The 23,791-nt window shown below is 41.2% G+C and carries 21 protein-coding genes and 1 tRNA gene; 11 read left to right on the top strand and 11 right to left on the bottom strand.

The annotated features are described in order from the left end of the window. Window position 1 precedes the first annotated feature (1 nt). Complete coding sequence (locus tag BFP71_RS00720; protein WP_069833541.1) at window positions 2-493, bottom strand: RNA polymerase sigma factor; 492 nt, start codon at window positions 491-493, stop codon at window positions 2-4. Between the two features lie 158 nt (window positions 494-651). Between BFP71_RS00720 and BFP71_RS00715 the strand changes: the two genes are divergently transcribed. The 4 genes from BFP71_RS00715 (at window position 652) to BFP71_RS19485 (ending at window position 1,786) form a co-directional block, all read left to right on the top strand. Then, window positions 652-726 (top strand) — tRNA-Val (locus BFP71_RS00715). Further along, on the top strand, window positions 712-1,002 hold the full coding sequence (locus BFP71_RS19490; RefSeq protein ID WP_088124815.1) for a GIY-YIG nuclease family protein: 291 nt from the start codon (window positions 712-714) through the stop codon (window positions 1,000-1,002). Before BFP71_RS00715 ends, BFP71_RS19490 begins: the two co-directional genes overlap by 15 nt. Window positions 1,003-1,112: 110 nt before the next feature. After that, window positions 1,113-1,418 (top strand): GIY-YIG nuclease family protein, encoded by a 306-nt coding sequence (locus BFP71_RS00710; RefSeq protein WP_088124814.1) that lies wholly within the window; start codon window positions 1,113-1,115, stop codon window positions 1,416-1,418. 62 nt (window positions 1,419-1,480) lie between these two features. Beyond that, window positions 1,481-1,786, top strand: coding sequence for a GIY-YIG nuclease family protein (locus tag BFP71_RS19485; protein ID WP_088124813.1), 306 nt, complete (start codon window positions 1,481-1,483; stop codon window positions 1,784-1,786). Window positions 1,787-1,975: 189 nt separating this feature from the next. On the opposite strand, the gene BFP71_RS00700 is transcribed toward BFP71_RS19485, so the two are convergent. The 5 genes from BFP71_RS00700 to BFP71_RS00680 form a co-directional block, all read right to left on the bottom strand. Continuing rightward, a complete protein-coding gene (locus BFP71_RS00700) occupies window positions 1,976-2,431 on the bottom strand; it encodes a hypothetical protein (RefSeq protein WP_069833540.1) in 456 nt (151 codons plus the stop codon). 68 nt (window positions 2,432-2,499) lie between these two features. Then, window positions 2,500-5,178 (bottom strand): valine--tRNA ligase, encoded by a 2,679-nt coding sequence (locus tag BFP71_RS00695; RefSeq protein ID WP_069833539.1) that lies wholly within the window; start codon window positions 5,176-5,178, stop codon window positions 2,500-2,502. A gap of 101 nt (window positions 5,179-5,279) precedes the next feature. After that, window positions 5,280-5,900 carry a T9SS type B sorting domain-containing protein gene (locus tag BFP71_RS00690; RefSeq protein ID WP_069833538.1) on the bottom strand — a complete coding sequence of 207 codons (621 nt, stop codon included), beginning with the start codon at window positions 5,898-5,900 and terminating at the stop codon, window positions 5,280-5,282. A gap of 37 nt (window positions 5,901-5,937) precedes the next feature. Further along, the gene (locus BFP71_RS00685) at window positions 5,938-7,557 is read right to left on the bottom strand and encodes a SprB repeat-containing protein (RefSeq protein WP_176723293.1); all 1,620 of its coding nucleotides are present in this window, start codon (window positions 7,555-7,557) and stop codon (window positions 5,938-5,940) included. A gap of 193 nt (window positions 7,558-7,750) precedes the next feature. Then, a complete protein-coding gene (locus tag BFP71_RS00680; RefSeq protein WP_069833536.1) occupies window positions 7,751-8,209 on the bottom strand; it encodes an Lrp/AsnC family transcriptional regulator in 459 nt (152 codons plus the stop codon). A gap of 170 nt (window positions 8,210-8,379) precedes the next feature. On the opposite strand from BFP71_RS00680, the gene BFP71_RS00675 reads away from it, so the two are divergent. The 6 genes from BFP71_RS00675 to BFP71_RS00650 are packed head-to-tail and all read left to right on the top strand — an operon-like array spanning window position 8,380 to window position 14,787. After that, window positions 8,380-9,609 (top strand): Glu/Leu/Phe/Val dehydrogenase dimerization domain-containing protein, encoded by a 1,230-nt coding sequence (locus BFP71_RS00675; RefSeq protein WP_069833535.1) that lies wholly within the window; start codon window positions 8,380-8,382, stop codon window positions 9,607-9,609. Between the two features lie 12 nt (window positions 9,610-9,621). Next, window positions 9,622-10,782: a homogentisate 1,2-dioxygenase gene (locus BFP71_RS00670; RefSeq protein WP_069833534.1), complete on the top strand. Its 1,161-nt coding sequence runs from the start codon at window positions 9,622-9,624 to the stop codon at window positions 10,780-10,782. A 22-nt stretch (window positions 10,783-10,804) separates the two neighbouring features. Continuing rightward, window positions 10,805-11,944, top strand: coding sequence for a 4-hydroxyphenylpyruvate dioxygenase (hppD, locus tag BFP71_RS00665; protein ID WP_069833533.1), 1,140 nt, complete (start codon window positions 10,805-10,807; stop codon window positions 11,942-11,944). A 17-nt stretch (window positions 11,945-11,961) separates the two neighbouring features. Continuing rightward, window positions 11,962-13,233, top strand: a complete 1,272-nt coding sequence (gene fahA / locus BFP71_RS00660; RefSeq protein ID WP_069833532.1) for a fumarylacetoacetase — start codon at window positions 11,962-11,964, stop codon at window positions 13,231-13,233. A gap of 29 nt (window positions 13,234-13,262) precedes the next feature. Further along, on the top strand, window positions 13,263-14,150 hold the full coding sequence (locus tag BFP71_RS00655) for a flavin reductase family protein (protein ID WP_069833531.1): 888 nt from the start codon (window positions 13,263-13,265) through the stop codon (window positions 14,148-14,150). A 37-nt stretch (window positions 14,151-14,187) separates the two neighbouring features. Next, window positions 14,188-14,787 (top strand): outer membrane beta-barrel protein, encoded by a 600-nt coding sequence (locus tag BFP71_RS00650; protein WP_069833530.1) that lies wholly within the window; start codon window positions 14,188-14,190, stop codon window positions 14,785-14,787. 37 nt (window positions 14,788-14,824) lie between these two features. Here BFP71_RS00650 and bioB read toward each other — a convergent pair whose 3' ends face one another. Continuing rightward, entirely contained in the window at window positions 14,825-15,928 is a 1,104-nt protein-coding gene (gene bioB, locus BFP71_RS00645) for a biotin synthase BioB (RefSeq protein WP_069833529.1), read from the bottom strand. A 75-nt stretch (window positions 15,929-16,003) separates the two neighbouring features. Here bioB and folK point away from each other — a divergent pair, with 75 nt between their 5' ends. Then, on the top strand, window positions 16,004-16,495 hold the full coding sequence (gene folK / locus BFP71_RS00640; protein WP_069833528.1) for a 2-amino-4-hydroxy-6-hydroxymethyldihydropteridine diphosphokinase: 492 nt from the start codon (window positions 16,004-16,006) through the stop codon (window positions 16,493-16,495). 55 nt (window positions 16,496-16,550) lie between these two features. Here folK and fabD read toward each other — a convergent pair whose 3' ends face one another. The 4 genes from fabD to BFP71_RS00620 form a co-directional block, all read right to left on the bottom strand. Continuing rightward, a complete protein-coding gene (gene fabD, locus BFP71_RS00635; protein ID WP_069833527.1) occupies window positions 16,551-17,423 on the bottom strand; it encodes an ACP S-malonyltransferase in 873 nt (290 codons plus the stop codon). Between the two features lie 41 nt (window positions 17,424-17,464). Then, window positions 17,465-17,887 (bottom strand): thiol-disulfide oxidoreductase DCC family protein, encoded by a 423-nt coding sequence (locus tag BFP71_RS00630; RefSeq protein WP_222843457.1) that lies wholly within the window; start codon window positions 17,885-17,887, stop codon window positions 17,465-17,467. Continuing rightward, window positions 17,866-20,730, bottom strand: coding sequence for a T9SS type B sorting domain-containing protein (locus BFP71_RS00625; RefSeq protein ID WP_069833526.1), 2,865 nt, complete (start codon window positions 20,728-20,730; stop codon window positions 17,866-17,868). Before BFP71_RS00625 ends, BFP71_RS00630 begins: the two co-directional genes overlap by 22 nt. Window positions 20,731-20,801: 71 nt before the next feature. Further along, the gene (locus BFP71_RS00620; protein ID WP_069833525.1) at window positions 20,802-23,678 is read right to left on the bottom strand and encodes a T9SS type B sorting domain-containing protein; all 2,877 of its coding nucleotides are present in this window, start codon (window positions 23,676-23,678) and stop codon (window positions 20,802-20,804) included. Window positions 23,679-23,791: the final 113 nt, after the last annotated feature.

The following is a 23,791-nucleotide window of genomic DNA, read 5'->3' as shown; positions in this document are numbered from 1 at the left end:
ATCAAATTTTATATTTGATATGCTCCCTTAAATGTCCTAATGCGCCATGCATACGCTTTTCTACAGCCTTTACGCTCAATTCAAGTCGATCGGCTATTTCTTTGTAGGTCATCTCTTCAATACGGTTCATCAAAAAGACTTCACGCTGTTTTTCGGGCATAGCGCCAATGACTTGTTCCAGTTCTTCTTTAAACTCTTTTTCTTCAAGCTGGAATTCTGGAGAATATTCTTCTTGCTGATTCTTGTTCTTTTCCGCGAAATTGATCACCACCTTATCATGCCGAATCTTATTAAGCAACATGTTATTGGCTATGGTATACAGATAGCTTTTCACTGTATCCATTTGAATCTCATCACGCTTATCCCAAAGTTTAATGAAGACATCTTGTGTAAGGTCCTCGCTTTGGTCTAAATCTCCTGATTTATAGTACAAGAAATTTTTGATTGGCGTGCGATATTGATCAAAAATGCTCTTGAATTCAGCAAGCGTCATTCAGTAGTTGGTGTTTGGTGGAGAGCAAGTTAATGAAAAATCCCTTTTCTATCCATTATGGGATGATTATCGATTGATGTCTTTATTTTTCTAAAATTATTTGAGCGAAGGATTTGCATAAATCAAAACCCATATTACCTTTGCACACCCAATTACAAGGGCGCTTAGCTCAGTTGGTTCAGAGCACCTCGTTTACACCGAGGGGGTCGGGGGTTCGAATCCCTCAGCGCCCACACCAAGAAGCAGTCAGAAATGACTGCTTTTTTTATATTCAGCACTTTGTTTACATCCTATATTCTTCAAGTATTGATCGCTTTTATATCGGTGAGACGGAGGATTTAGAAGTTCGATTGTATCAGCATAGTAGCGGATTTTTCAAGGGTGCTTTTACATCTCAAGTCTCGGATTGGTCATTTTACCTGACACTTCAATGTCGAGATAGATCACATGCTCGAAGAGTGGAGGCTTTTATCAAAAAGCAAAAGAGCACAGCTTTTATAAAGCGTTAAAAGAGCAACGAGAGAATTCAAAAAGACATTATCGAAAAGCATTTGTGATTTAGTGGGGTTCGTCCCGAAGCTTCGGGACCCTCAGCGCCCACACCAAGAAGCAGTCAGAAATGACTGCTTTTTTTATATTCATGCACTTTGTTTACATCCTATATTCTTCAAGTATTGATCGCTTTTATATCGGTGAGACGGAGGATTTAGAAGTTCGATTATCTCAGCATAATAACGGATTTTTCAAGGGTGCTTTCACATCACAAGTCTCTGATTGGTCATTTTATTTAACACTTCAATGTCGAGATAGGTCGCATGCTCGAGGAGTGGAGGCTTTTATCAAAAAGCAAAAGAGCGCAGCTTTTATAAAGCGTTTAAAGAGCAACGAGAAAATTCAAAAAGACATTATCGAAAAGCATTTGTGATTTAGTGGGGTTCGTCCCGAAGCTTCGGGACCCTCAGCACCGACACCAAGAAGCAGTCAGAGATGACTGCTTTTTTTATATTCATGCACTTCGTTTATATCCTATATTCTTCTAGTATTGATCGCTTTTACATTGGTGAGACGGAGGAATTAGAAGTTCGATTGTATCAGCATAATAGCGGATTTTTCAAGGGTGCTTTTACATCACAAGTCTCGGATTGGTCATTTTATTTAACACTTCAATGTCGAGATAGGTCGCATGCTCGAGGAGTGGAAGCTTTTATCAAAAAGCAAAAGTGCGCAGCTTTTATCAAACGTTTAAAGAGCAACGATAAAATTCAAAAAGACATTATCGAAAAACACTTGTGATTTAATGGGGTTCGTCCCGAAGCTTCGGGACCCTCAGCACCGACACCAAGAAGCAGTCAGGAACGACTGCTTTTTTTATATCCATGCACTTCTAATACTTTCTTTATTCTAAGAATCTTAAAAGTCATTGGCAGGACTAGTTAATTGACTATTCTAGTTTCTATTATTGAGTTGGAATATTGATTTTGCTTAATTCACCTTCTTTTGCCATCCGTCATACAGGTCATCTCGGTCGCCATCTTGGTCCCAATCTAGGATACTTATAAATCTTGCTTTGTCGGCTTTGAAAGTTACATGGTAGATGTTTTTGTATCCCGCAGAATTGATCGCCAAGGAGTCATTTACAATTTTCCAGTCTCCTTTTTCCTCCCCAACGGGGTTACCTTCTAGGTCAAAGTACTTCGCTACAAAAGTACCGTCTTCGAAATACGTGGTTTTGATTGGTTTAAGCTTTAAAATGGCTTCCCATTCGCCCAATTCAATTTGTAGTGCACTGTCTAGGTTAGTCTTATTGTAGGTTTTAATGTCTACATCAAGTTCGGTATTCTCCCATGTACCGACAATTTGGCTAGGATCAACTCGATTACTTTTGGTACACGAGCAAGTAATTCCTAATACAAGAACAAAAAGTATAATCCTCTTCATGTTACTAAAGATAGTACATAAAAAAAGAGGTGCCGAAAGGCACCTCTTTACTTTTTGTGAGCCGTCTATTATAAAGACGCCAGTTTTTCCTCTAGCACTTTAATTTTTGATTCAGCATCAGCTTGCTTTTTCTTTTCACTAGCGACCACAGCTTCTGGTGCATTATTTACAAAGCGCTCATTACTGAGTTTCTTGTTAACGCTGTTCAAAAAACCTCTGGTATATTCCAGTTCTTTGGTGATTTCAACTTTTTCTTGTTCAACGTCTATGGTGCCCTCCTGCATTGGCAGATAGAATTCATCAGCTTTTATGACAAAGCTTATCGCGTTGTCAACCTTTTCATTTGTGAACTCAAGTTTGCCAATATTGCCAAGCTTTTTGATTACTCCATTAAAAGCTTCGTAAGCACTTTCATCAGTACTCTTAATATATAGATCTAACGCCTCTTTTGGTGATAACCCTTTGCTACTACGCGCATTTCGAATTTGCGAGACCAACTCAAAAACTTTATCGGCCTGGCTGATCATTTTTTCGTCTACATCACCAATAACAGGCCATGAAGAAACTATTAAATCTTGCCCTTCTTCTCTCGGTCTGATATTACTCCAAATCTCCTCTGAAATAAAAGGCATAAATGGATGTAAAACCTTCATGAGTTTTTCAAAAAGGTTCAGTGTTACTTGATGGGTCGCTGGATCGATCGGTTCACCATACGCAGGCTTAATCATTTCTAAATACCAAGAACAGAAGTCATTCCATATCAGCTTATAGGTGCCCATTAAGGCATCTGACATTCTAAATTTATTGAAATGGTCCTCTATTTCCGTCAATGCTTGGTTGAACCTTGCATCGAACCACTGAACAGCTATTTGGTTTTCGGCTGGCATGGATGTTCCGCTAACTTCCCATCCTTCAACTAATCGGAATGCATTCCAAATCTTATTTGCAAAATTTCTGCCTTGTTCAACCAGTTTTTCATCATAAAGCAGGTCATTACCAGCAGGAGAGGAGAAAAGCATACCAGTTCTCACTGCATCTGCACCAAGTTCCCTAATTAGGTCTAGCGGATCGGGAGAATTGCCTAATGACTTAGACATTTTCCTTCTCTTTTTATCCCTAACAATACCGGTTAAATAAACGTGTTTGAAAGGCTTTTGATCTGTATACTCATACCCTGCAATGATCATTCTGGCTACCCAAAAGAATAATATCTCTGGGGCGGTTACCAAAACTGAAGTTGGGTAGAAGTAATCTAAGTCAGCATTTTTGCCTTTGATTATTTTACCAGTTTCCTTATCAAAGCAGTCATCGTTGAAGCCGTTAAATACCGCCATCGGAAATAGCCAAGACGATGCCCATGTGTCAAGTACATCTTCATCTTGTTTTAAGTCATTAGGGCTTAGGTCTCTACCAGACTTTTCCCTAGCGAGCTGTAACGCTTCTTCCGCAGTTTCAGCCACAACGTAGTCATCGTCTTCAGCACCATAATAGTAAGCAGGAATACGCTGTCCCCACCATAATTGGCGAGAAATACACCAATCACGAACATTTTCCATCCAGTGGTTGTAGGTGTTCTTAAACTTTGCTGGTACCAATTCTACTTCATCCTCCATCACTACTTTATGAGCAGTTTTGGAAATCTCTTTCATGTTTATGAACCACTGAAGTGAAAGCTTCGGCTCGATTACAGAATTAGTTCGCTCAGATCGACCGATTTTAGTTGTAAAATCTTCGTCTCCAACTAGAATTCCAGCAGCGTCTAAATCTTTGATAATCTGCTTTCTTACCTTAAAACGATCCATGCCAACGTAGGCCGGAACTTCGCATTTTTCGTTTAGTTTTCCATCTAGGCTGATCGTATCGATTACCTCAAGGTTATGCCTTAACCCAATTTCATAATCATTCGGGTCATGGGCAGGCGTTACTTTAAGGCAACCAGTTCCGAATTCAATTTCTACATAGTCGTCACCAATTATCGGAATTTCACGACCTATGAAAGGGACAAGGGCCTTCTTTCCAATCAGGTGTTTAAACCGATCATCCTTTGGATTGATAGCGATTCCCGTATCGCCAAGAATAGTTTCAGGACGTTGGGTGGCAATTATTACTTTCTCATCTGAGTCCTTTATGCTGTATTCAACTTTATACAGTTTTGACTGCTCTTCTTTATCGGCATAAATAACTTCTTCGTTAGAGACAGTGGTTTGGGCTTCCACATCCCAGTTTACCATCCGCCAGCCGCGATAGATATATCCCTTTTTATTCAAGTCTACGAAAACTCTAATTACTGCTTTGTAATAGTCTTCGTCCATGGTGAAAGCCGTGCGATCCCAATCACAGGAAGCGCCTAATTTTTTCAATTGTTCGAGGATTATACCCCCGTATTTTTCTTTCCATTCCCAAGCATGCGATAGAAACTCATCTCTAGAAAGGTCTGATTTTTTAATACCTTGTTCGCGCAGCATTCGTACTACTTTGGCTTCAGTAGCAATAGAGGCATGGTCGGTGCCGGGTACCCATAGCGCTTCTTTCCCTTCCATTCGAGCTTTACGGGTAAGAATGTCTTGAATGGTATTGTTCAGCATGTGCCCCATGTGTAAGACACCCGTCACATTTGGAGGCGGGATGACGACAGTAAATGGCTCTTTGTCAGGATTGGCTTTAGCTTTGAAATAGCCTTTTTCCATCCAATGGCTATACCATTTGTCTTCTACTTCTTGTGGGTTGTATTTCGCTGAAATTGACATTGAATTGTTTGAATAAAATTAAGGTGCAAAAATAGCGGGAATAGTCGGAAGTCGGAAGCTAGAAGTCGGAAGAATTGGAATCGAAGTAATTGATGGAAATCTTACCTAACTATAGAAACTGATCCTCGAATGGATTCATTAAATACCTGTCCATTCACGTTGAATTGGTAACTGACCAGGTAGGTGTATTGATTAGGGGGAACTGTCTTACCTTCAAAATTACCATCCCAACCAGAATCAACTTGATTCGATGTAAAGAGCACTTCTCCCCAACGGTTGTAAACGGTCATTTTAAATGAATCAAGAGTACAAGTTGCCACTGGCGTAAATGTATCGTTAACCATGTCGCCATTTGGTGAAAAAGCCGATGGGATGATGATCCTTGGAAATCGCTCAATTACTTCCACGGTCTGACTTGTTGTACAGCCATTCATATCTGAGATAATTACACGGTAAGTGCCTCTGGACAAACCTGTAGCTGTCGGACCTGTTTGTTGTGGCGTAAGTTCCCAAGTAAATGAATAATCAGGGGTGCCCCCTGTGGCGCCAACTGTGACTTCCCCATCTGTTGCTTGTGGGCAAATTGGGTTATTTAAAAGTTGGTCTAGGTCAGGTTGTAGCAGTGTAGGTTCTGTCAGTTGGAATGTGCGGCTTGTCGTACAATTATTGGCATCGGTGATGAATAACTCATAATTACCTGCGGATAAATTATCGGCAATCATGGGTGAATTAGAAACGCTTGTTCCATTACGTCTCCAATCATATTGATACGGGCTTGTACCCCCCCGAAACAGTCGCTTGAGCCAGGCCACTATTATCTTGAAAACATAAAAGGTTGGTGGCCATAATATCGTCTATGGATAAGGGCAATGGCTCATTAATAGTAATCGTTTCAGATACCTGACACATATTGGCGTCGGTGACGGTATAGGTGTAGTCACCCGCAATTAAACCGACTCTATTTTCATCGGTATTGCCATCATCCCAAAGCACTGTGAAGGGTCCTAAGCCACCCGATATGTTTAAGGTGATACTCCCAGAATTTTCACCTGCACAACTGACATCGGCTTGGTCAACATTCACAAAAACTTGTGGGAAAAAGTTTACCGTGAGCATTGGCGATGTTCCCTCGCAATTGGCAATAGACGGATTAAATTCTCTGAACCAAACCATACCTGAGGCATCACCATCCCACTGGACGGTAACTTCATTGGTATTATTAGTGCCGACAAATGAGCCGTTAGTAACAAACCACTCGTAAGTCGATCCATTTGAATTAGGCACACTATAGGTGCCTATTGTATTATCAGAAATGCAAACGAGCAACGGTCCACTCGGAGTAGCGGGCTCTAACCGCGTGTTAATCGTTACATCTAGTCTAATGGGGTCTCCATCACAATTAGCCGAATTAGTAGGGATGGCCTCTAAAAATGCATTTGGGTTTGCGCTGCCCCAGTTTACTTCAACCTGATCAGTATTACCGCCAGAAACAATTGTTCCACCGCTGATTGACCATGAATAAGTGTTGCCTGCACCATTAGGAACATTATAAACGATATTGTTTACATCTGGGCAAACAGATGCTGGGCCGATAATTTCAAGACCTTCAGGTCTAGGCGAGAAGTTCAGTAAAAAACTTCCAATAGAGGCACAGCCATCACTTGTGGAGGTGGCTCGTGCAAAAATTTCATCACCATCGCTAGCTGTATAAATCGCAGGTAGTGGATTATTTCCAAGAGTAGCATCCGCATCATTGAGGTGATAGGAAACAATAACACCAGGGGTTCCTCCAGAAACTAGTAGGTCTAAAGTGCTTAGGTCAAAATCTTCTGATCCATCATTATTGATGTCACAAATTTCTTGGTCGGGGATTGTGTTTAAAGGTGGAGCGTCTACTATTTGTGCTGTACCCGTCCAAACCAAATCGAACCCTCTGTTAGAGTTACTAAAATTATCGATGAGAATAGTATAAACATCCCCTGCTTGCACTTGAAGCTCTGCGACAAAGCCATCTCCGCCACCATCTTCAGAATTATCGGTTGCTGTGCTGTTTAAACCTGTTTCGAAACCATTCGCTGTACTCGCAAAAGAACACCGTATAGCATCGCCAAGAGCTCCACAGTCTACATTTGGACCGAAAACTGCAAAATCGAAATCGTCGTTATTATTTGGGGTGATATTAAAACCTAGCGTGCCATTTGTGGCAATCGGTACCCTGAGCCATAAGCTCTGGTTTTCTTGAACACCACATCCTGGTTGAGGATTATCTAGCGGTGCAAAGTCATCGTTACCGGGACCTGCCGAGTTAAAACTTAAGTTGGTATTTCCACAGACTGTTAATGCATTTGAGCAATCATTCGGATCCTGCCCTTTTGCCATAAAAGGGATGGTGAGCATAAGAAGAACGATAATTTTTCTAAACATCATCCGGGTAAAACGATTCAATTACTAAACTGAAATAGCGTTATTTTATTTTTGGATACTCAGCGGAGGAGGGTACAATTAATCTGCTTCAAGATAGTAATTCCTTCACGACATTGGCAAAACTAGAATCTTTAATGTCGATCGTTTTTTAAATACTGTAAGCCGTTTTATGGATGTTCTTTGAAAGCACAAACGAACTTTGAACCTGGCCTAGATTGGCTATTGTGGAAAGTTTATTGAGAATAAAGGCCTCATATATTTCCATATTCTTTACGACGATTTTAAGTAAGAAGTCAAAATTACCCGCGATGTGATAACACTCCATTACTTCTGGATATTGATTTACTTCATTCACAAATTTCTCTAAATATGAACGGGAATGTTTGGTAAGGCTGATCGAAATAAAGGCCGTCAGCATAAGGTCCAACTTTCTATTGTCGAGTAAGGCCACATATTGTTTGATAATGCCCTCCCTTTCCAATCTTTTGACTCTTTCAAACACAGGGGTCGTAGATAAATTAAGTTGATCGGCTAGTGCTTTAGTGGTAATACGGCCATCTTTTTGCATAACCTCAAGAATCTTGATATCGGTACTGTCTAGTTTCATTAGATGAATCGGCTATTTCGCCTTCAAAAATAAAACTAAAATGGTGTTATCTTCTATCTAATTCATTAATTATAGTTGAATCGAATAATTTATTGATCATTTACCGATGAATTGCATGTCTTTCTTTTGAGTTTTTTAGCTTTGTTTAGATCGGTATAAAAGCTAAATCCATGGATAGTTTATTAGAGAAATTTGAGAATAAAGCCCCTGAAATTGTCTTTGAGTGGAGCGACCCAGAGACTGAGGCTGAAGGATGGGTGGTGATCAATTCACGACGTGGTGGAGCCGCTGGTGGTGGTACCAGAATGCGAAAAGGATTGAATAAAAGAGAGGTAGAGTCTTTGGCAAAAACCATGGAAGTCAAATTTACCGTTTCAGGTCCGGCAATCGGTGGGGCGAAATCTGGTATAAATTTCGACCCAAAGGACCCTAGAAAAGAAGGTGTTCTCCAAAGGTGGTTTGCTGCGGTTAGTCCATTATTGAAGTTCTACTATGGTACAGGAGGTGATTTGAACGTTGATGAGATTCACGAGGTTATCGCCATGACGGAGGAGGCAGGGATTTGGCATCCGCAAGAAGGCGTTTTCAATGGTCACTTCAAACCAAACGAGGCTTCTAAGATCAACCGTATTGGACAACTGAGAAACGGTGTCGTAAAGGTTATCGAGAATCCAGAGTTTACACCCGATGTGTCTAGAAAATACAAGGTTGCGGATATGATCACAGGCTATGGCGTGGCGCAAGCAGTGCATCATTATTATGACATTTGGGGGCAAGATTACCGAGAAAAACGAGCTGTGATTCAAGGCTGGGGAAATGTAGGTGCCGCGGCTGGCTTTTATTTGGCTCAAATGGGTATAAAAGTCGTCGGAATCATTGATCGAGATGGAGGTATTCATAAACAAGAAGGCTATAGTCTGGAAGAAATTAGAAATCTGTTTCTGAATAGAAATGGGACTCAGCTATCGGCTGAAAATATGATTCCTTACGATCAAATAAATGAAGAAATTTGGGACCTAGACTTTGAAATTTTTGTTCCAGCGGCAGCGTCGAGACTCATTACAAAAGACCAAGTCGATCGAATGATCGGTACCAAGTTAGAAGTGATTTCATGTGGTGCCAATGTGCCTTTCAATGATCCAGAAATATTCTTTGGTAAAACAGGGCTCTATGCTGATGATAACCTTTCGGTGATTCCTGACTTTATTGCCAATTGCGGTATGGCGCGTGTTTTTGCGTATCTTATGCAAGGAGGCGTAGCATTAACGGATGAAGCCATCTTTGAAGATACTTCTGATGTGATTAGAAAGGCATTACAAAACGTTCATGACCTTTCATCCAGTACACAGGGCATATCAAAAAGAGCCTTGGAGCACTCCCTAAAACAGTTAGTAAAATAAACCTGATGCCAAATGCCATTTTATCACCAACTCGGTAAAATTCCGCACAAACGACACACTACTTTCAAAAAGGAAACTGGTGGATACTATTACGAGCAGCTTTTTGGAACCATCGGTTTCGATGGGATGTCATCAACACTTTATCACATTCATCGGCCTACACAGGTCAAAGAAGTGATCAAGTCATATGATGTTTCACCAAAAATTGCGGTAGAAAAAAATATGCTGTCTTTGGGTATAAAAGGATTTTCTGTCCCACCAAAGGCAGATTATTTGGAAAGTCGAACTCCAGTTTTGGTCAATAACGATTGTCATATTGTATTGGCATCGCCACAAAAATCTCTTACGGAGTATTTTTACAAGAATACTGACTGTGACGAGTTAATTTTTGTGCATGAAGGTTCTGGTACTTTAAGAACACTTTTAGGAAACATAGAATTTGGCTATGGCGATTATTTGGTAGTCCCCCGGGGAATGATTTACCAAATAGATTTCGATACGGAAGAGAACAGACTCTTTATTGTAGAGTCTGCTAGGCCGATCTACACACCAAAGCGTTATCGGAACTGGTTTGGTCAATTGCTAGAGCATTCTCCCTACTGCGAACGTGACCTACGTAGACCAACTAACCTAGATACACATGACGAAAAAGGCGATTTCATTATTAAAGTGAAAAAGCAAGGTATGATCCATGAGTATGTTTATGCAACACACCCATTCGATGTAGTGGGTTGGGATGGATTTAACTTCCCTTATGCATTTTCAATTCATGATTTTGAACCAATAACAGGACGAGTTCATCAGCCACCTCCAGTACATCAAACATTTGAAACAGACGCATTTGTAGTGTGTTCATTTGTTCCTCGATTGTTCGATTATCACCCAGAAGCTGTACCTGCCCCATATAACCACAGTAATATTGATTCTGATGAGGTGCTCTACTATGTAGATGGCGATTTCATGAGTCGAAATAATATAGAACGTGGGCAAATAACGCTACATCCTGCGGGGATTCCACATGGCCCACACCCTGGAGCAATGGAGCGAAGTTTAGGTGTAAAGGAGACGGCAGAGTTGGCGGTAATGGTCGATACATTCAAACCATTAAAAGTAACTGAAGAAGCAATGAAGATTTTGGTAAAGGATTACCATAAATCATGGTTGGAGCATTAGAAGACATAATTTTTTGAAAAAGATGGCAACAGCAAATACAACATATTCTGGAGAAAAGATTTTTGAAGGAGCCCAAGATTTCCTTCCAATGAATGGTACTGACTACGTAGAGTTATATGTAGGAAATGCAAAACAAGCTGCACACTACTATAAGTCAGCTTTTGGTTTTCAATCAGTAGCTTATGCTGGGCTTGAAACTGGGTTGAAGGATAGAGTTTCTTATGTGCTACAGCAAGATAAGATACGACTCGTGCTAACCTCACCATTGAAAGAGGGTGGGCCTATCAACGAACATATCAGCAAGCATGGCGATGGTGTCAAGGTTATCGCACTTTGGGTAGATGATGCTACAAAAGCTTGGGAAGAAACTACTAAAAGAGGAGCGGAATCATGCATGGAGCCACATCGTGAAGAAGATGAACATGGCTATGTTGTGAAATCTGGTATCAAGACTTACGGAGAAACGCTCCATATTTTTGTTGAAAGAAGTAATTACAATGGTGTGTTTTTGCCGGGATTCCAAAAGTGGGATACCGATTTTAACCCACCTGTCGTTGGCTTGAAATATATCGATCACATGGTGGGCAATGTTGGCTGGGGAGAAATGAATAAGTGGTGCGAGTTCTATGAGAAAGTCATGGGATTTACTCAGCTAGTTTCATTTGATGATAAAGATATATCTACCGATTACACCGCCTTAATGAGTAAGGTGATGAGTAACGGTACGGGGCGAATCAAATTCCCAATTAACGAACCAGCTGAAGGACGCCGAAAGTCTCAGATAGAGGAATATATTGAATTTTATAATGGAGCTGGGGTACAACATGTCGCCTTGGCTACTGATAATATTATTGAGACAATTACAGCATTAAGAGCAAGGGGAGTGGAGTTTCTGAAAGTACCTGAAGTGTATTACGACGATGTTCTAGACCGTGTCGGGGAGATTGATGAGGACTTAGAGCCATTGAAGAACCTCAATATTCTTATCGATAGAGATGATGAGGGCTATTTGCTTCAAATTTTCACTAAACCAGTGCTAGATCGGCCAACCATGTTCTTTGAGATTATACAAAGAAAAGGAGCGCAATCATTTGGGAAAGGTAATTTTAAGGCACTTTTCGAGGCTATAGAAAGAGAACAAGAACTAAGAAATACGTTGTGAACGACGAAGGCGAGATTATGATCAAAGCAAATAATCCAGAGTTGAAATCATGGGTAGTGGTACCCGAAAATTCTGACTTTCCTATTCAAAATATACCATTCGGTATGTTTTCAACTCAAACTTCCAAGCCACGCGCCGCAACAGCCATTGGAGACCAGGTTTTAGACCTAGCTTCACTACATGCCGCTGGGCTTTTTGAAGGAATAGATTTACCAGCTAAGGTTTTCGAGCAAAGTACACTCAATGATTTTATGGCGTTGGGTAAGGCAACAGCTAGAAAAGTAAGGGATAGGATTTCTGAGTTGCTTGCAGAGGGAAATACTGAGTTGAGCGCTTACACTGCACTATGTGAAAGTGCTTTTCATCAAATGGCTGCGGTGGAAATGCATATGCCTGTGCGGGTACCGAACTATACGGACTTTTATTCTTCAGAGCAGCATGCCTTTAATGTAGGAACGATGTTCAGAGGACCTGAAAATGCACTAATGCCTAACTGGAAGCATATTCCTGTTGGTTATCACGGTCGAGCCTCGTCCATTGTTGTATCGGGTACACCATTTCATAGACCCAAAGGCCAAACAAAAGCGGATGATGCCGACAGCCCATCTTTTGGTCCATGCCGGTTGTTAGACTTTGAATTAGAAATGGCCTATATCACTTGCAAGGAAAACGATCTAGGCCGAGCAGTTTCTACAAAGGAAGCTGAGGACTATATATTCGGGTTTGTGATCTTGAACGATTGGTCGGCACGAGATATTCAGAAATGGGAGTATGTACCGTTAGGTCCATTCCTAGCTAAAAACTTTGCTTCGCATGTCTCTCCATGGATTGTTACGATGGATGCGTTAATGCCATTTACTGTCGCTGGACCTGAGCAAGATCCCGAAGTTCTTCCATATTTGAGCTACGAGGAAGACACTCATTTTGACGTGAACCTAGAAGTTGGAATTGTACCTGATGGCAGCGATGAGCAAACAGTTTCTAACTCCAATTTCAAACATATGTATTGGAATGTAAGACAACAGTTGGCACACCATACGGTAAACGGCTGTAACATGCAGGTGGGTGATATGTATGGTTCTGGAACCATTTCTGGCCCTGAAGAAAGTGCATATGGTTCTATGCTTGAACTCTCTTGGCGCGGTACCAAACCGATACTTATGAAGGATGGGTCGGAACGGAAATTTATTCAAGATGGTGATACCGTGATTATGAGAGGCCATGCCGAACGGAACGGTGTTCGTATTGGGTTTGGCGAGGTAAAAGCCAAAGTATTGCCGGCTAAATAGCCAATGGGTCTTTAAAGAAATCATTAGTTATGAAAATTGATCCAAAAGAAATATCAACACCTGAATTACATGCACAACTTTTAGGTTGTATCGGGCCGAGACCTATTGCTTTTGCCAGTACGGTTGATTCCGATGGCAACCCAAACCTAGCTCCTTATAGTTTTTTCAATGTTTTCAGTACTAATCCGCCGACATTGATCTTATCTCCTGCTAAGCCTAGAGACTTACAATTAAAGCATACGTTGCTCAATGCGATGGCAACAAAGGAGATTGTGATCAATGTGGTTAATTATGCCATTGTTGAACAAATGTCTTTGAGTAGCACAGCTTACGCTAAAGGAGTAAATGAATTTATTAAATCAGGATTGACCGCGATAGATTCTGAAAAAGTCGCTGTTCCTAGGGTAAAAGAGTCTATTGCTTCATTTGAGTGCCAAGTGAAAGAAGTGGTGCATTTGGGCGAGGAGGCTGGAGCCGGAAACTTGATTATATGTGAAATAGTACTAGCGCATATTAGTGACGATGTGCTGGGAGCAGATGGGAAGCCCGATCCTTATAAAACCGACCTTGTAGGAAGAATGGGGGGCGATTGGTATTGTCGAGCCAATGGTTCAGCAATATTTAAGTTGCCGAAGCCAAACCGAAATCTAGGTATCGGGGTCGATCAAATTCCTGATGCAATCCGCAATAGTCCAGTACTAACTGGCAATAATTTAGGGAGATTAGGAAATATTGATAAAATACCCGAAAATGATCGCATATTTGCATTCGCAGATACACCTGAAATAGTCGAGATAAAAACACGTTTTATCAATGATCCAGAGTCCTTGGAAAACCAACTACATGAATTAGCGAAGCGCTATTTAGAATCTGATGAAGTTGAAAAGGCATGGCTCACACTTTTACAGGCGTACTGATTTTTAGTTCAAGACTAACTACCATTAAATAAACATTATGAAAAAACTCATTTTAACATTAGCATTTGTTGTAATATCTGTAAGTGCTTCCGCTCAGGTCACACTTGGGCCAAGAATTACCCTAATTTCTTCTAATCTTGATTTAAGAGAGGAAGTAGCTAACGTTCAGGCTGGCGATGCTGAATTCGGATTCCAATACGGATTATTTGCAAGAGTGAAAATCCCTGTGATCGGTCTTTACGTGCAACCTGAATTATTATTTAGCCAAACAGAGTCAACAATCACGTCAAGTACTCAAGATGTAGATTTATCTTTCAATAGAGTAGATGTGCCAATCATGATCGGCGGGAAAATTGGTCCATTAAGAATAAATGCAGGTCCAGCGTTGAGTTTCTTGACTAGCGCAGAAAGCGATATTGCAGGTGCTGTAACTGATATTAAGGATAACTACAGTAGCACGACTATCGGTTTTCAAGCTGGTGTAGGTATCGATTTATTGAAATTTGTAATCGACTTGAAGTATGAAGGTGCTTTGAGTGAAAAATTTGGTGATGCCATCACGGTAGCTGGAAATTCATTTTCTACCGATGAAAGAGGAAATCAAATCGTACTAGGTATTGGTTTTAAACTATTCTAGAAGATCATCATAATTGAAATCAAAAAAAGAAAGGAAGCTATATAGCTTCCTTTCTTTTTTTATTGGCCTTTTTAGTGGCTTCAACGTTCTTTTCAATTCGATGCCCTGGCCTTGACCATTTAATTTTTTCATTGGCGGCATCAGTGCTTTCTTCAGGCGCCAGTGGGGTAGGTTTGGCCCCTTTAGCATATGGTTTCATAGGGTTGATCCCCAAAATTTTGAATAACTCCATATCCTCATTTACATCTGGGTTTGGAGTAGTTAAGAGCTTGTCTCCCGCAAAAATAGATCCTGCACCAGCCAAGAAACAAAAAGCTTGACCTTCTTTACTCATTTCAGTTCTTCCTGCAGAAAGTCTAACAGTAGTATGTGGCAAAACGATTCTTGTAAGTGCCACCATTCTGATCATATCCCAAATAGGCACCACTTGTTCTTCTTCAAGTGGGGTTCCCTCTACAGAAACCAAAGCATTGATCGGCACTGATTCAGGTTGCGGGCTTAAAGAAGATAGTGCTACGAGCATACCAGCTCTGTCTTCAATCTTTTCGCCCATTCCAATAATTCCACCGCTACAAACGGTCACGTTAGTTTTACGGACGTTTTTCAGTGTTTCAAGTCTATCTTCCCAGCCACGAGTTGAAATAATTTCTTTGTAGTACTCCTCTGACGAGTCGAGGTTGTGGTTGTAAGCGTATAAACCAGCTTCCGCCAACCTTTTGGCTTGGTTTTCACTCAGCATACCTAATGTACAGCAAACCTCCATGTCCAAACCATTGATAGTTCTGACCATATCGAGCACCTGATCGAACTCAGGCCCATCTTCGACATTTCTCCAAGCAGCTCCCATACAAACTCTAGAAGAACCTGATGATTTTGCTCTCAATGCCTGTGCTTTTACCTGCTCCACAGTCATTAAGTCATTTGTTTCTATATCGGTATGGTAGCGAGCTGCTTGCGGACAATAAGCACAGTCCTCTGGACAGCCGCCAGTTTTAATAGAGAGCAGCGTACTGACTTGAACCTCGTTTGGGTTGTGATACTTTCGGTGAATTGTGGCTGCCTCGTAGACTAAATCAAGAAGTGGTTTATTATATATCTCTAGAATTTCTTCTTTTGTCCAGTCGTTTCTAATCTCGCTCATTCTCTATTGTTAAACTCTTGGCAAAATAGGCACACCCTGAATCAACTCCAATAACTAATACTATATTTGATCAATATGAACAGTATCTATCTTTTACTGGGTTCTAATTTAGGAGATCGACTCGCAAATCTAAGGCGGGTTTGTGAGCTCTTGATAGTAGAAAGAATTGCCATAAGAAAAGAGTCATCCATTTATGAGACTGCAGCTTGGGGTGTAGAAGATCAGCCAACTTTCTTAAATCAAGTGGTTGAGATAGAGACAAGTAGAACTCCTGAAAGACTTTTGGCACTCACACAAGCTATAGAGTTGGAAATGGGACGTAAGCGGGTGACTAAATGGGGGGAACGTTTAATTGACATTGATATTCTTTATTGTGAAGAGGTCATTTTAAATAAACCAGAATTGATCATTCCGCATCCGGAAATACAAAACCGCAGATTTACACTAGTCCCAATGGTAGAAATTGCACCAGATTTCGAGCATCCAGTGTTAAAGGTTAATCAGCAAAAACTCTTGGATAACTGCCCTGATGAACTCGAAGTACTACCTTTTTCAATCGACTATTGAACAAAAAAAATCCCTCGAAAGGGATTTCATTATTTTCTAGAAGTAAGCTCTTTATTTAAATACTAGATACCTCTGCTGGGCGGTGAATCTTTTTCACTAGGCCTTGTAATACTTTGCCAGGTCCTGACTCCACAAAATTAGTAGCACCATCGGCTACCATAGCCTGTACGGATTGTGTCCATTTCACTGGGGCCGTAAGTTGAACCTTTAAGTTTTCTTTTATCTCCTCAATATCAGTTGAAGCCTTTGCGGTTACATTCTGATAGATCGGACAAACGCCTTGGTTGAAAGTAGTGGCATCAATCGCTTTTTCAAGCTCTTCTCTTGCTGGTTCCATTAGAGGTGAGTGAAATGCGCCTCCAACTGGTAAGGGTAGCGCTCTTCGAGCCCCAGCTTCTTTTGCTTTTTCGCAAGCAATTTCAATTCCTTTATGTGAGCCAGAAATCACGAGTTGGCCTGGGCAGTTATAATTGGCTGCTACAACTACTTCATCAATCGAAGCACAAATATTTTCTACTACATCGTCCTCTAGACCCAATACTGCGGCCATAGTGGAAGGGTTGGCTTCACAGGCTTTTTGCATAGCCATAGCGCGTTGTGAAACTAGTTTCAAACCATCTTCGAAAGACAAATACCCACTGGCAACAAGCGCCGAAAATTCGCCCAAAGAATGACCTGCTACCATGTCTGGCTTAAATGAATCAGATGTTTTTGCTAAGGCTACCGAGTGAAGGAAAATCGCTGGTTGCGTCACTTTCGTCTCTTTCAGTTGCTCCGGCGTTCCGTCGAACATGATATCGGTAATTCTGAAACCTAAAATGTCATTGGCAGATTCTAAAAGGTCTTTTATTTCAGGAGAGGATTCGTATAAATCTTTGGCCATTCCAGGAAATTGTGCCCCTTGGCCAGGAAATACATATGCGGTCATGTGATAATTTTTTTGCTAGCTGCAAAGCTAATCAATAATCGCTAAGCTTCCACAAATCGAGCGCGTAGCTCTGGAGTTGGCATACGGCAAGAATCTCGTTTTCCCCACCAGCGGTACCTATTTTTGGCGATTATATCGTAAACGGCATGTCTGATAAACGGGGGAACAATGATGAATATGTAAAGCAATGGGTATAACCCTGACATTTTCTTGGCAATTCTCAACGCTGCACTACTTTTTTTGTAGACTTTGCCTTCGCTTAATAATACTAAGCTGTCAAAAGACTCTTGATCGTAGCCGAGTTCTTTGAGCTTTTCCTGCCCAAAGTCAGACTGTAAAGCGGCGAATTTGAAATGACCTTTTGGGTCGTGATCAATAATTAGGTTAACGGAACTGTTACACAGGTTGCACACCCCATCAAAGAGTAGTACATCTTGGTTTGCTATCGTATTATTTTTACCCAATTTCTGAATTCTTGCGTTCTTTTCGCTTCATCTAGTACGTCAAAGGTAACAACTGCATGGTAATAATATGTTCCCTCTGGCAGTACTTTACCATTCTTATCTCTTCCATCCCAATTGATGAAAATGTCTGGCTCCGTTTCTCCGCAAGTAGAATAGCTATAAATTTCTTTGCCACCCCACCGATTAAATACTCGGAACTCGACTTCTTTTACAAAACGCGGGCACTCTGAATTTGGTTCGTTAAAAGCACTAAAAGTGTCGTTTCTAGTATCTGCGTTTGGCGTAAAAGTATTTGGTAGTCTGTAGTAAGGACAATTATCGAAACAGATTGTTTCGCTAAAGTCGCTTTCATTTCCTGAGCGGTCGACGGTTGTTATCCTATAGCAACCTTTTAAGGAAGAAAGCCCGTTGTGTGCATATTCGGTGTCTTCCGTAAAAGCAAGAAAACTGAAGCTATCATTGAGTCCTGACTCTGAAAAATAAACTCTGTAGCCCGCTAAATCATTGTCGGTGCTATTCGCAACCCATTCCACTGTATTAGAGAAGTTATCATAGTTGCAAGGCGTATTAGCTATATTCTGGCAGTCGTCTGGGGTAATTAGAATCGCGGAATTACCATCAATGTCTATGCGATCCGGATTATTGTCTACTAGAATATCTGGATTAATAGGTGGAACCTCATCACCCGGAACTGCACATATTTCTTGCGAATTGTTTTGTAATGGGCTTTCTATTCTATCGTTGCCGTAACTGCCTTGCGTGGTAACGAAATAGCAGTATTCTACCTCTTCTTTCAAAGGGATATTATTGAAGCGACCATTATCGGTATATACAAAACTGGTCGATCGCGTATCTACACTATCAATCAAAACAAAGTTTCCAAGATCAGTGGCGTCTGTATCAGTTCGGTTCCTGTATATGTAGTGGTAGGGAGCCGATGAAACTTGGTTATTCCAAGGCACATTTGCTCTCCAATTCACCTCAATGGCGTCTTGTACGGCCAATGCAGATAATCGTACGGTAGATGCGGGTTCTGAAATGGCAATAAGATTATTTGGGTTTGCCACGGTGTACAGCTCAACTCTATAATTGTAAGTGTCATTGAGCGTGTTTAGGTTGGTATCTACGAATGAGTTGTCTTGTGTAGTAGTTACAAGTGTCCCATTTGCCGTACCTGATTGTCCTTCGAATCTCATAAGACTGTATTGGTAAGGCGGTGGGTATACGTCGTCATCAATGTCCAAAGGAGAGGTCCATTTAATGAAAATTTCCCCGTTCGTTTGGTCAGTTTCTTCGATACTGACATTCGTAATTAAAGCCCTGTCAATTGGCGTAGAAATACAGAATTCAGTGGAAGCGTAGCTCTCACCACCAAGTGGTAAGGGAAACTTGGCCACAAGCCGATAGCAATAGTTAGTGCCGGCTCTTACATTGTTGTTGTCAACGGTATTCGTTTGAGATGATGGTACTTCAGTGATTAGTTCATATGCGCCATCGGGGATACCTGTGTTACAGTCGGTAGGTGAAAAATCGAAGCTATCTATCCGACGCCAAACTTGAATAACTGGGTCTAAATTGGAAACTTGGTATTGGTCCCAAACCAGTTGTATACCTCCTCCATTCGTAACAGCCCCACTGAGGCCAGTTGGTGCGGGAGCGACTACCGTTATGTTCCAAGTGGCAAATTCAGAGAGACTGGGTCCAGAAGTATCAGGCGAATCATCTGAGATTTTGAACTGAACTTGATAAGGGCGCTCTCTAATGTGTGATGTGTTGGTCTGCCAATTGAATTCGTATTCTTGTGGTGAATCAATAAATGATTGATCAGGAGAAACCGTAGCTGGACTATTTGTAATTTCAAAAGGACTGCCGAAGGCTTCAAGTGAAATTCGGTGCCCATCTGGATCGCTTCCTAGAATTATTTCTCGAATATTAGTTCCTGCTTCCATACATAGATCATTTGGAATCACGATTTCAGGTCGTTCGTTTTGGCAATCATCCTCAACTAGAATCTGCATGTCGCGCGTTATAAAACCTAGTTGTATCCATTCGTTTCTTAATTCAGAAAAACGCCACTCTTCAACAATAAATGCAACATTGTACTCCCCAACAAACTGAGGAGCGTCCCATGTCAAAAGACCTGTTTCTTGATCGATTTGAATTAATGCTGGACTCGTGCCGTCTTCTCTTTCATTGGTAATTAAGGGGTCATTCAGGTCAGTGTACCCCACTATATTTAAGTTGGGGGCTAATTGAGGTAGTACGATTTTAAATACCAAGCTATCTCCATCGGGATCGAACGCTCCAGGGTTATGGAAATATGTACGACCTACACAAGCTCTATCGATAGGAGGTATTGATAGTTTTGGAGAGGAGTTAACCGTATTTCCAGCTTCTATTCTGGTAACACCCTGTATATGAAATGGTGTATCAACCGAATTAGGAATGTTTACTATCCCGGCGTTTCTGTTCTGTTCGGTATAGCTGGCTACATAGGTTCTAGGTGCCTGATAGGTATGGACAAAAACCATCACCACTTTACCCACTTCGTTGTTGATAACCGTTCTACTGATTGATTCTGCGCGGGCAAGTATGGCATCTTCTCCCTCAATCGTTGTGCCATCGCCGAACCTGACGATAGGATTCCCTTGACCTACTCGTACTTCGGAACCTAGGTCAGTGTAGATGGTAAATGTAAACCTGTAAGTAAGGCTGGTTTGTGAAATTAATTCAATGCAGACATCTCCAGCACGGATATGGGTGGCATATGCTTTGGAAAATGAACATGAAAGTATAACCAAACAGGAAACGGCTAGGAAAGCCAATCTCTTAGAAGTGTGCATATTAGTTTTGGTTGATTGTATAGTTACAACGCACTAAAGGCCCACAAGATTGCTTGAAGTAGGTATGAGTTTTAACGAATGATTCTAACCCAATTCTTGAATTCCTCTGTTGCTATAGATTGGTCCAATACATCATACGTTACGGTGGCTAAATAATAGTATGTACCTGATGGAAGAACATTGCCATTTTTATCAGTACCATCCCAGTCGATAAAGATGTTTGGCTCTACATCTTCCGAAGAATTATAGCTATAAATTTCTTGTCCACCCCAACGATCAAAAACTTGGAAAGCTACGGATTTCACAAATCTCGGGCAGCGTCCATTTGGTTGATCAAAAGCACGGAAAGTATCGTTGATATTATCTCCATTTGGTGTGAATGTATTCGGCAACTCATAGTTAGGGCAATTGTCAAAACAAATGGCATCACTTAGTGAGCTTTCGTTCCCCGATCTATCCACTGAAGCTATTCTATAACATCCTTTTATTGAACTTAGCCCAGTGTGATCGAATGTATTCGTTCTACTGCTGCCCACGAGTATAAAATCGTCTGACGAACCTGTTTCGGAGAAGTAGACATTAAAGCTTGAAATATCATTATCCACATCGTTCACCGTCCAAGAGAGGGTGTTTGTGAAGTTGGCAAAAGCGCATGGTTCCACGGACAGTCGATCACAGTTTTCGCTTTCAAGTAATATCAGTGGTAGACCATCAGGTCCTGTAATAATCACTTCGTCACCCGGGGTATCAATTTCTGGTTCTTCTGGTGGTACGTCATCATTCGGCTGAATACAGATGATTTGTGAGTTATTCTCAAGCGGCGAAGGGATTAAAGGGTTTCCATATCCACCTCGCGTCGTAACAAAGTAGCAATACTCTCTGTCATCCAATAATGGCGTGTTATTAAAGCTACCGTCATCCAAATACCTTAGACCATCGATCGTCACTCGTGCGCTATCGATTAATACGAAGTTATCTACATCGGAAGCAGCGGCATCGGTTCTGTTTCTATAAATTAAATGGTAAGGATCGCTTTGAATTTGATTAGACCAAGGTACATCTGCGTCCCACGATAAATTGATAGACCGAACTTCGCCGAAAGCATCTAGTCTTACGGAAGAAGCGGTCGACGAGCTATCGATAAGGTTATCATCTACGTCATAAAATCTCACACGATAATTGTAAGCCTGCCCGCTTGTATTTAAACCTGTATCAGTGAAGACAGTATCCGTCGTCGATGTGACGAGTGTTCGGTTCGCAGTGCTGTTGAAGCCGTCATAACGGATCAGTTCGTATCTGAAAGGCGGCGGGAATAGTGTTTCATCTATCTCTAGCGGAGAAATCCATCTCACAAATATTTCTCCATTCGTTTCATCTGTTTCTTCTACAGAAACATTGGTCATCGCCGGTATATCTAAAGGAATCGTAATGCAGAATTCTTGTGAAGCGTAACTTGTACCACCACTTGGAAGCGGAAATTCAGCAACGATTCTATAACAATAATTTACTCCTGGGCGAATACCGCTATCATCCAAAAATGAAGTCTGGTTGATCGGCAATTCATCGATCAATTCGTAACCTGAGTTTGCCGGAATTCCTATGTTACAATTCTCTGGATCGAAGTCAAAGCTGTCTACCCTTCTATAAACCTGCATAACAGGATTGAAATTAGCCCCTACATAGTCATCCCAATTTAACTGTATGGATGTGCTGGAGGCTATGCTACCAGTTAAACCAGTTGGTGCTGGTGCAACTACAGTAATGTTCCATCTTTCAAAATCCGTAAAAGAAGGTGCATCAGGATCAGAAGGGTTATCCGATATTTTGAATTGTACCTCGTAAGGTCTAGTTCTCACATGAGAGATGTCCGTATTCCACTTGAATAAAGACTCAGCAGGCTGATCTCTAAATCTTGGGATTGGATTTTCGTCTGGAAGACCAACAAATTCTGCTGGTGAAATATTGAGATCAAAAACCCCACCGAATGCTTCAATTAGTACTTGGTTATTGTCTGGGTCAGTCCCTCGAACAATGGCCTCTAAAAGGGCACCTGCTTCTATACAAGTGTCAAGTGGTATTTCTAATTCTGGCCTTTCGTTATTACAGTCTTCTACCACGATCTGCATATCTCGGGTAACGAAACCTATCAATTCATATCGATTATTCAATACGGAAAAGCGCCATTCTTCAACTATGAAGGCCACGTTATATTCCCCCTCAAATTGAGGGGCATCCCAAGTCAAGTCACCTGTAATTGGGTCAATTTCAAATAGGGTGCCACCAGCGCCTCCCTCACTAATTGTCGAAATGGTCGGATCATCAAGCGGTAAATATGTTTCAATCGCCACGCCTCTGTCTTGCAACGGAGTTACTAATTTGTATGCAAGGCTATCGCCATCGGCATCAAAAGCACCAGCATTGTGAATGAAACGAGCACCTATACATGCTCTGTCAATCGGTGGGATTGTAAGGATAGGGGTATTGTTTAAACCGTCGCCAGCCTGAATTCTAATGGCTGTTTCTACGTGAAAGGCAAGGTTTTCAGATGAGGCACCACCTAGGTTGATGATGTTTGTATTTCTATTTTGTTCTGTAAAACTGACCACATAAACGCCTGGCGCATCAAAAGTATGATCAAATTGTATGGTAATTATTGAAGTATTATTCCCGATGTTTACTTCGCTGATGACATTATCTACCGCTTCGGCTCTGAGCGCGTCAAGCGTAGGGCCAATCGTTCTCCCCTGACCAAAATTGAATACACCACCTTGACCGAATTCAACACCCTCGGTATCTCGGTAAATTGTAAGTGTAAATCTATATCTAAGTCCTGATTGAGAGATTCTTACTGCCGTAATTTCTCCTGCACGAATGTGTGTTGCCTGGGCCTCTAAAAGGAAGGTGAAAAGTAAGGCGAAGCATAGGAAAAACCTCTTTAACATACTCATGCTCTTGATTTCTATATCACTAACGCAATATCTGCAATTAGTTATACTTAATTCTAAAATTTATTGTCAATGTGTTAGGTGATTGACACGCGTCAAAAGTAGCATTTAAAAAT

The organism is Roseivirga misakiensis (assembly GCF_001747105.1).
Taxonomy (GTDB): domain Bacteria; phylum Bacteroidota; class Bacteroidia; order Cytophagales; family Cyclobacteriaceae; genus Roseivirga; species Roseivirga misakiensis.
This window is presented reverse-complemented; position numbering and strand designations above follow the sequence as displayed.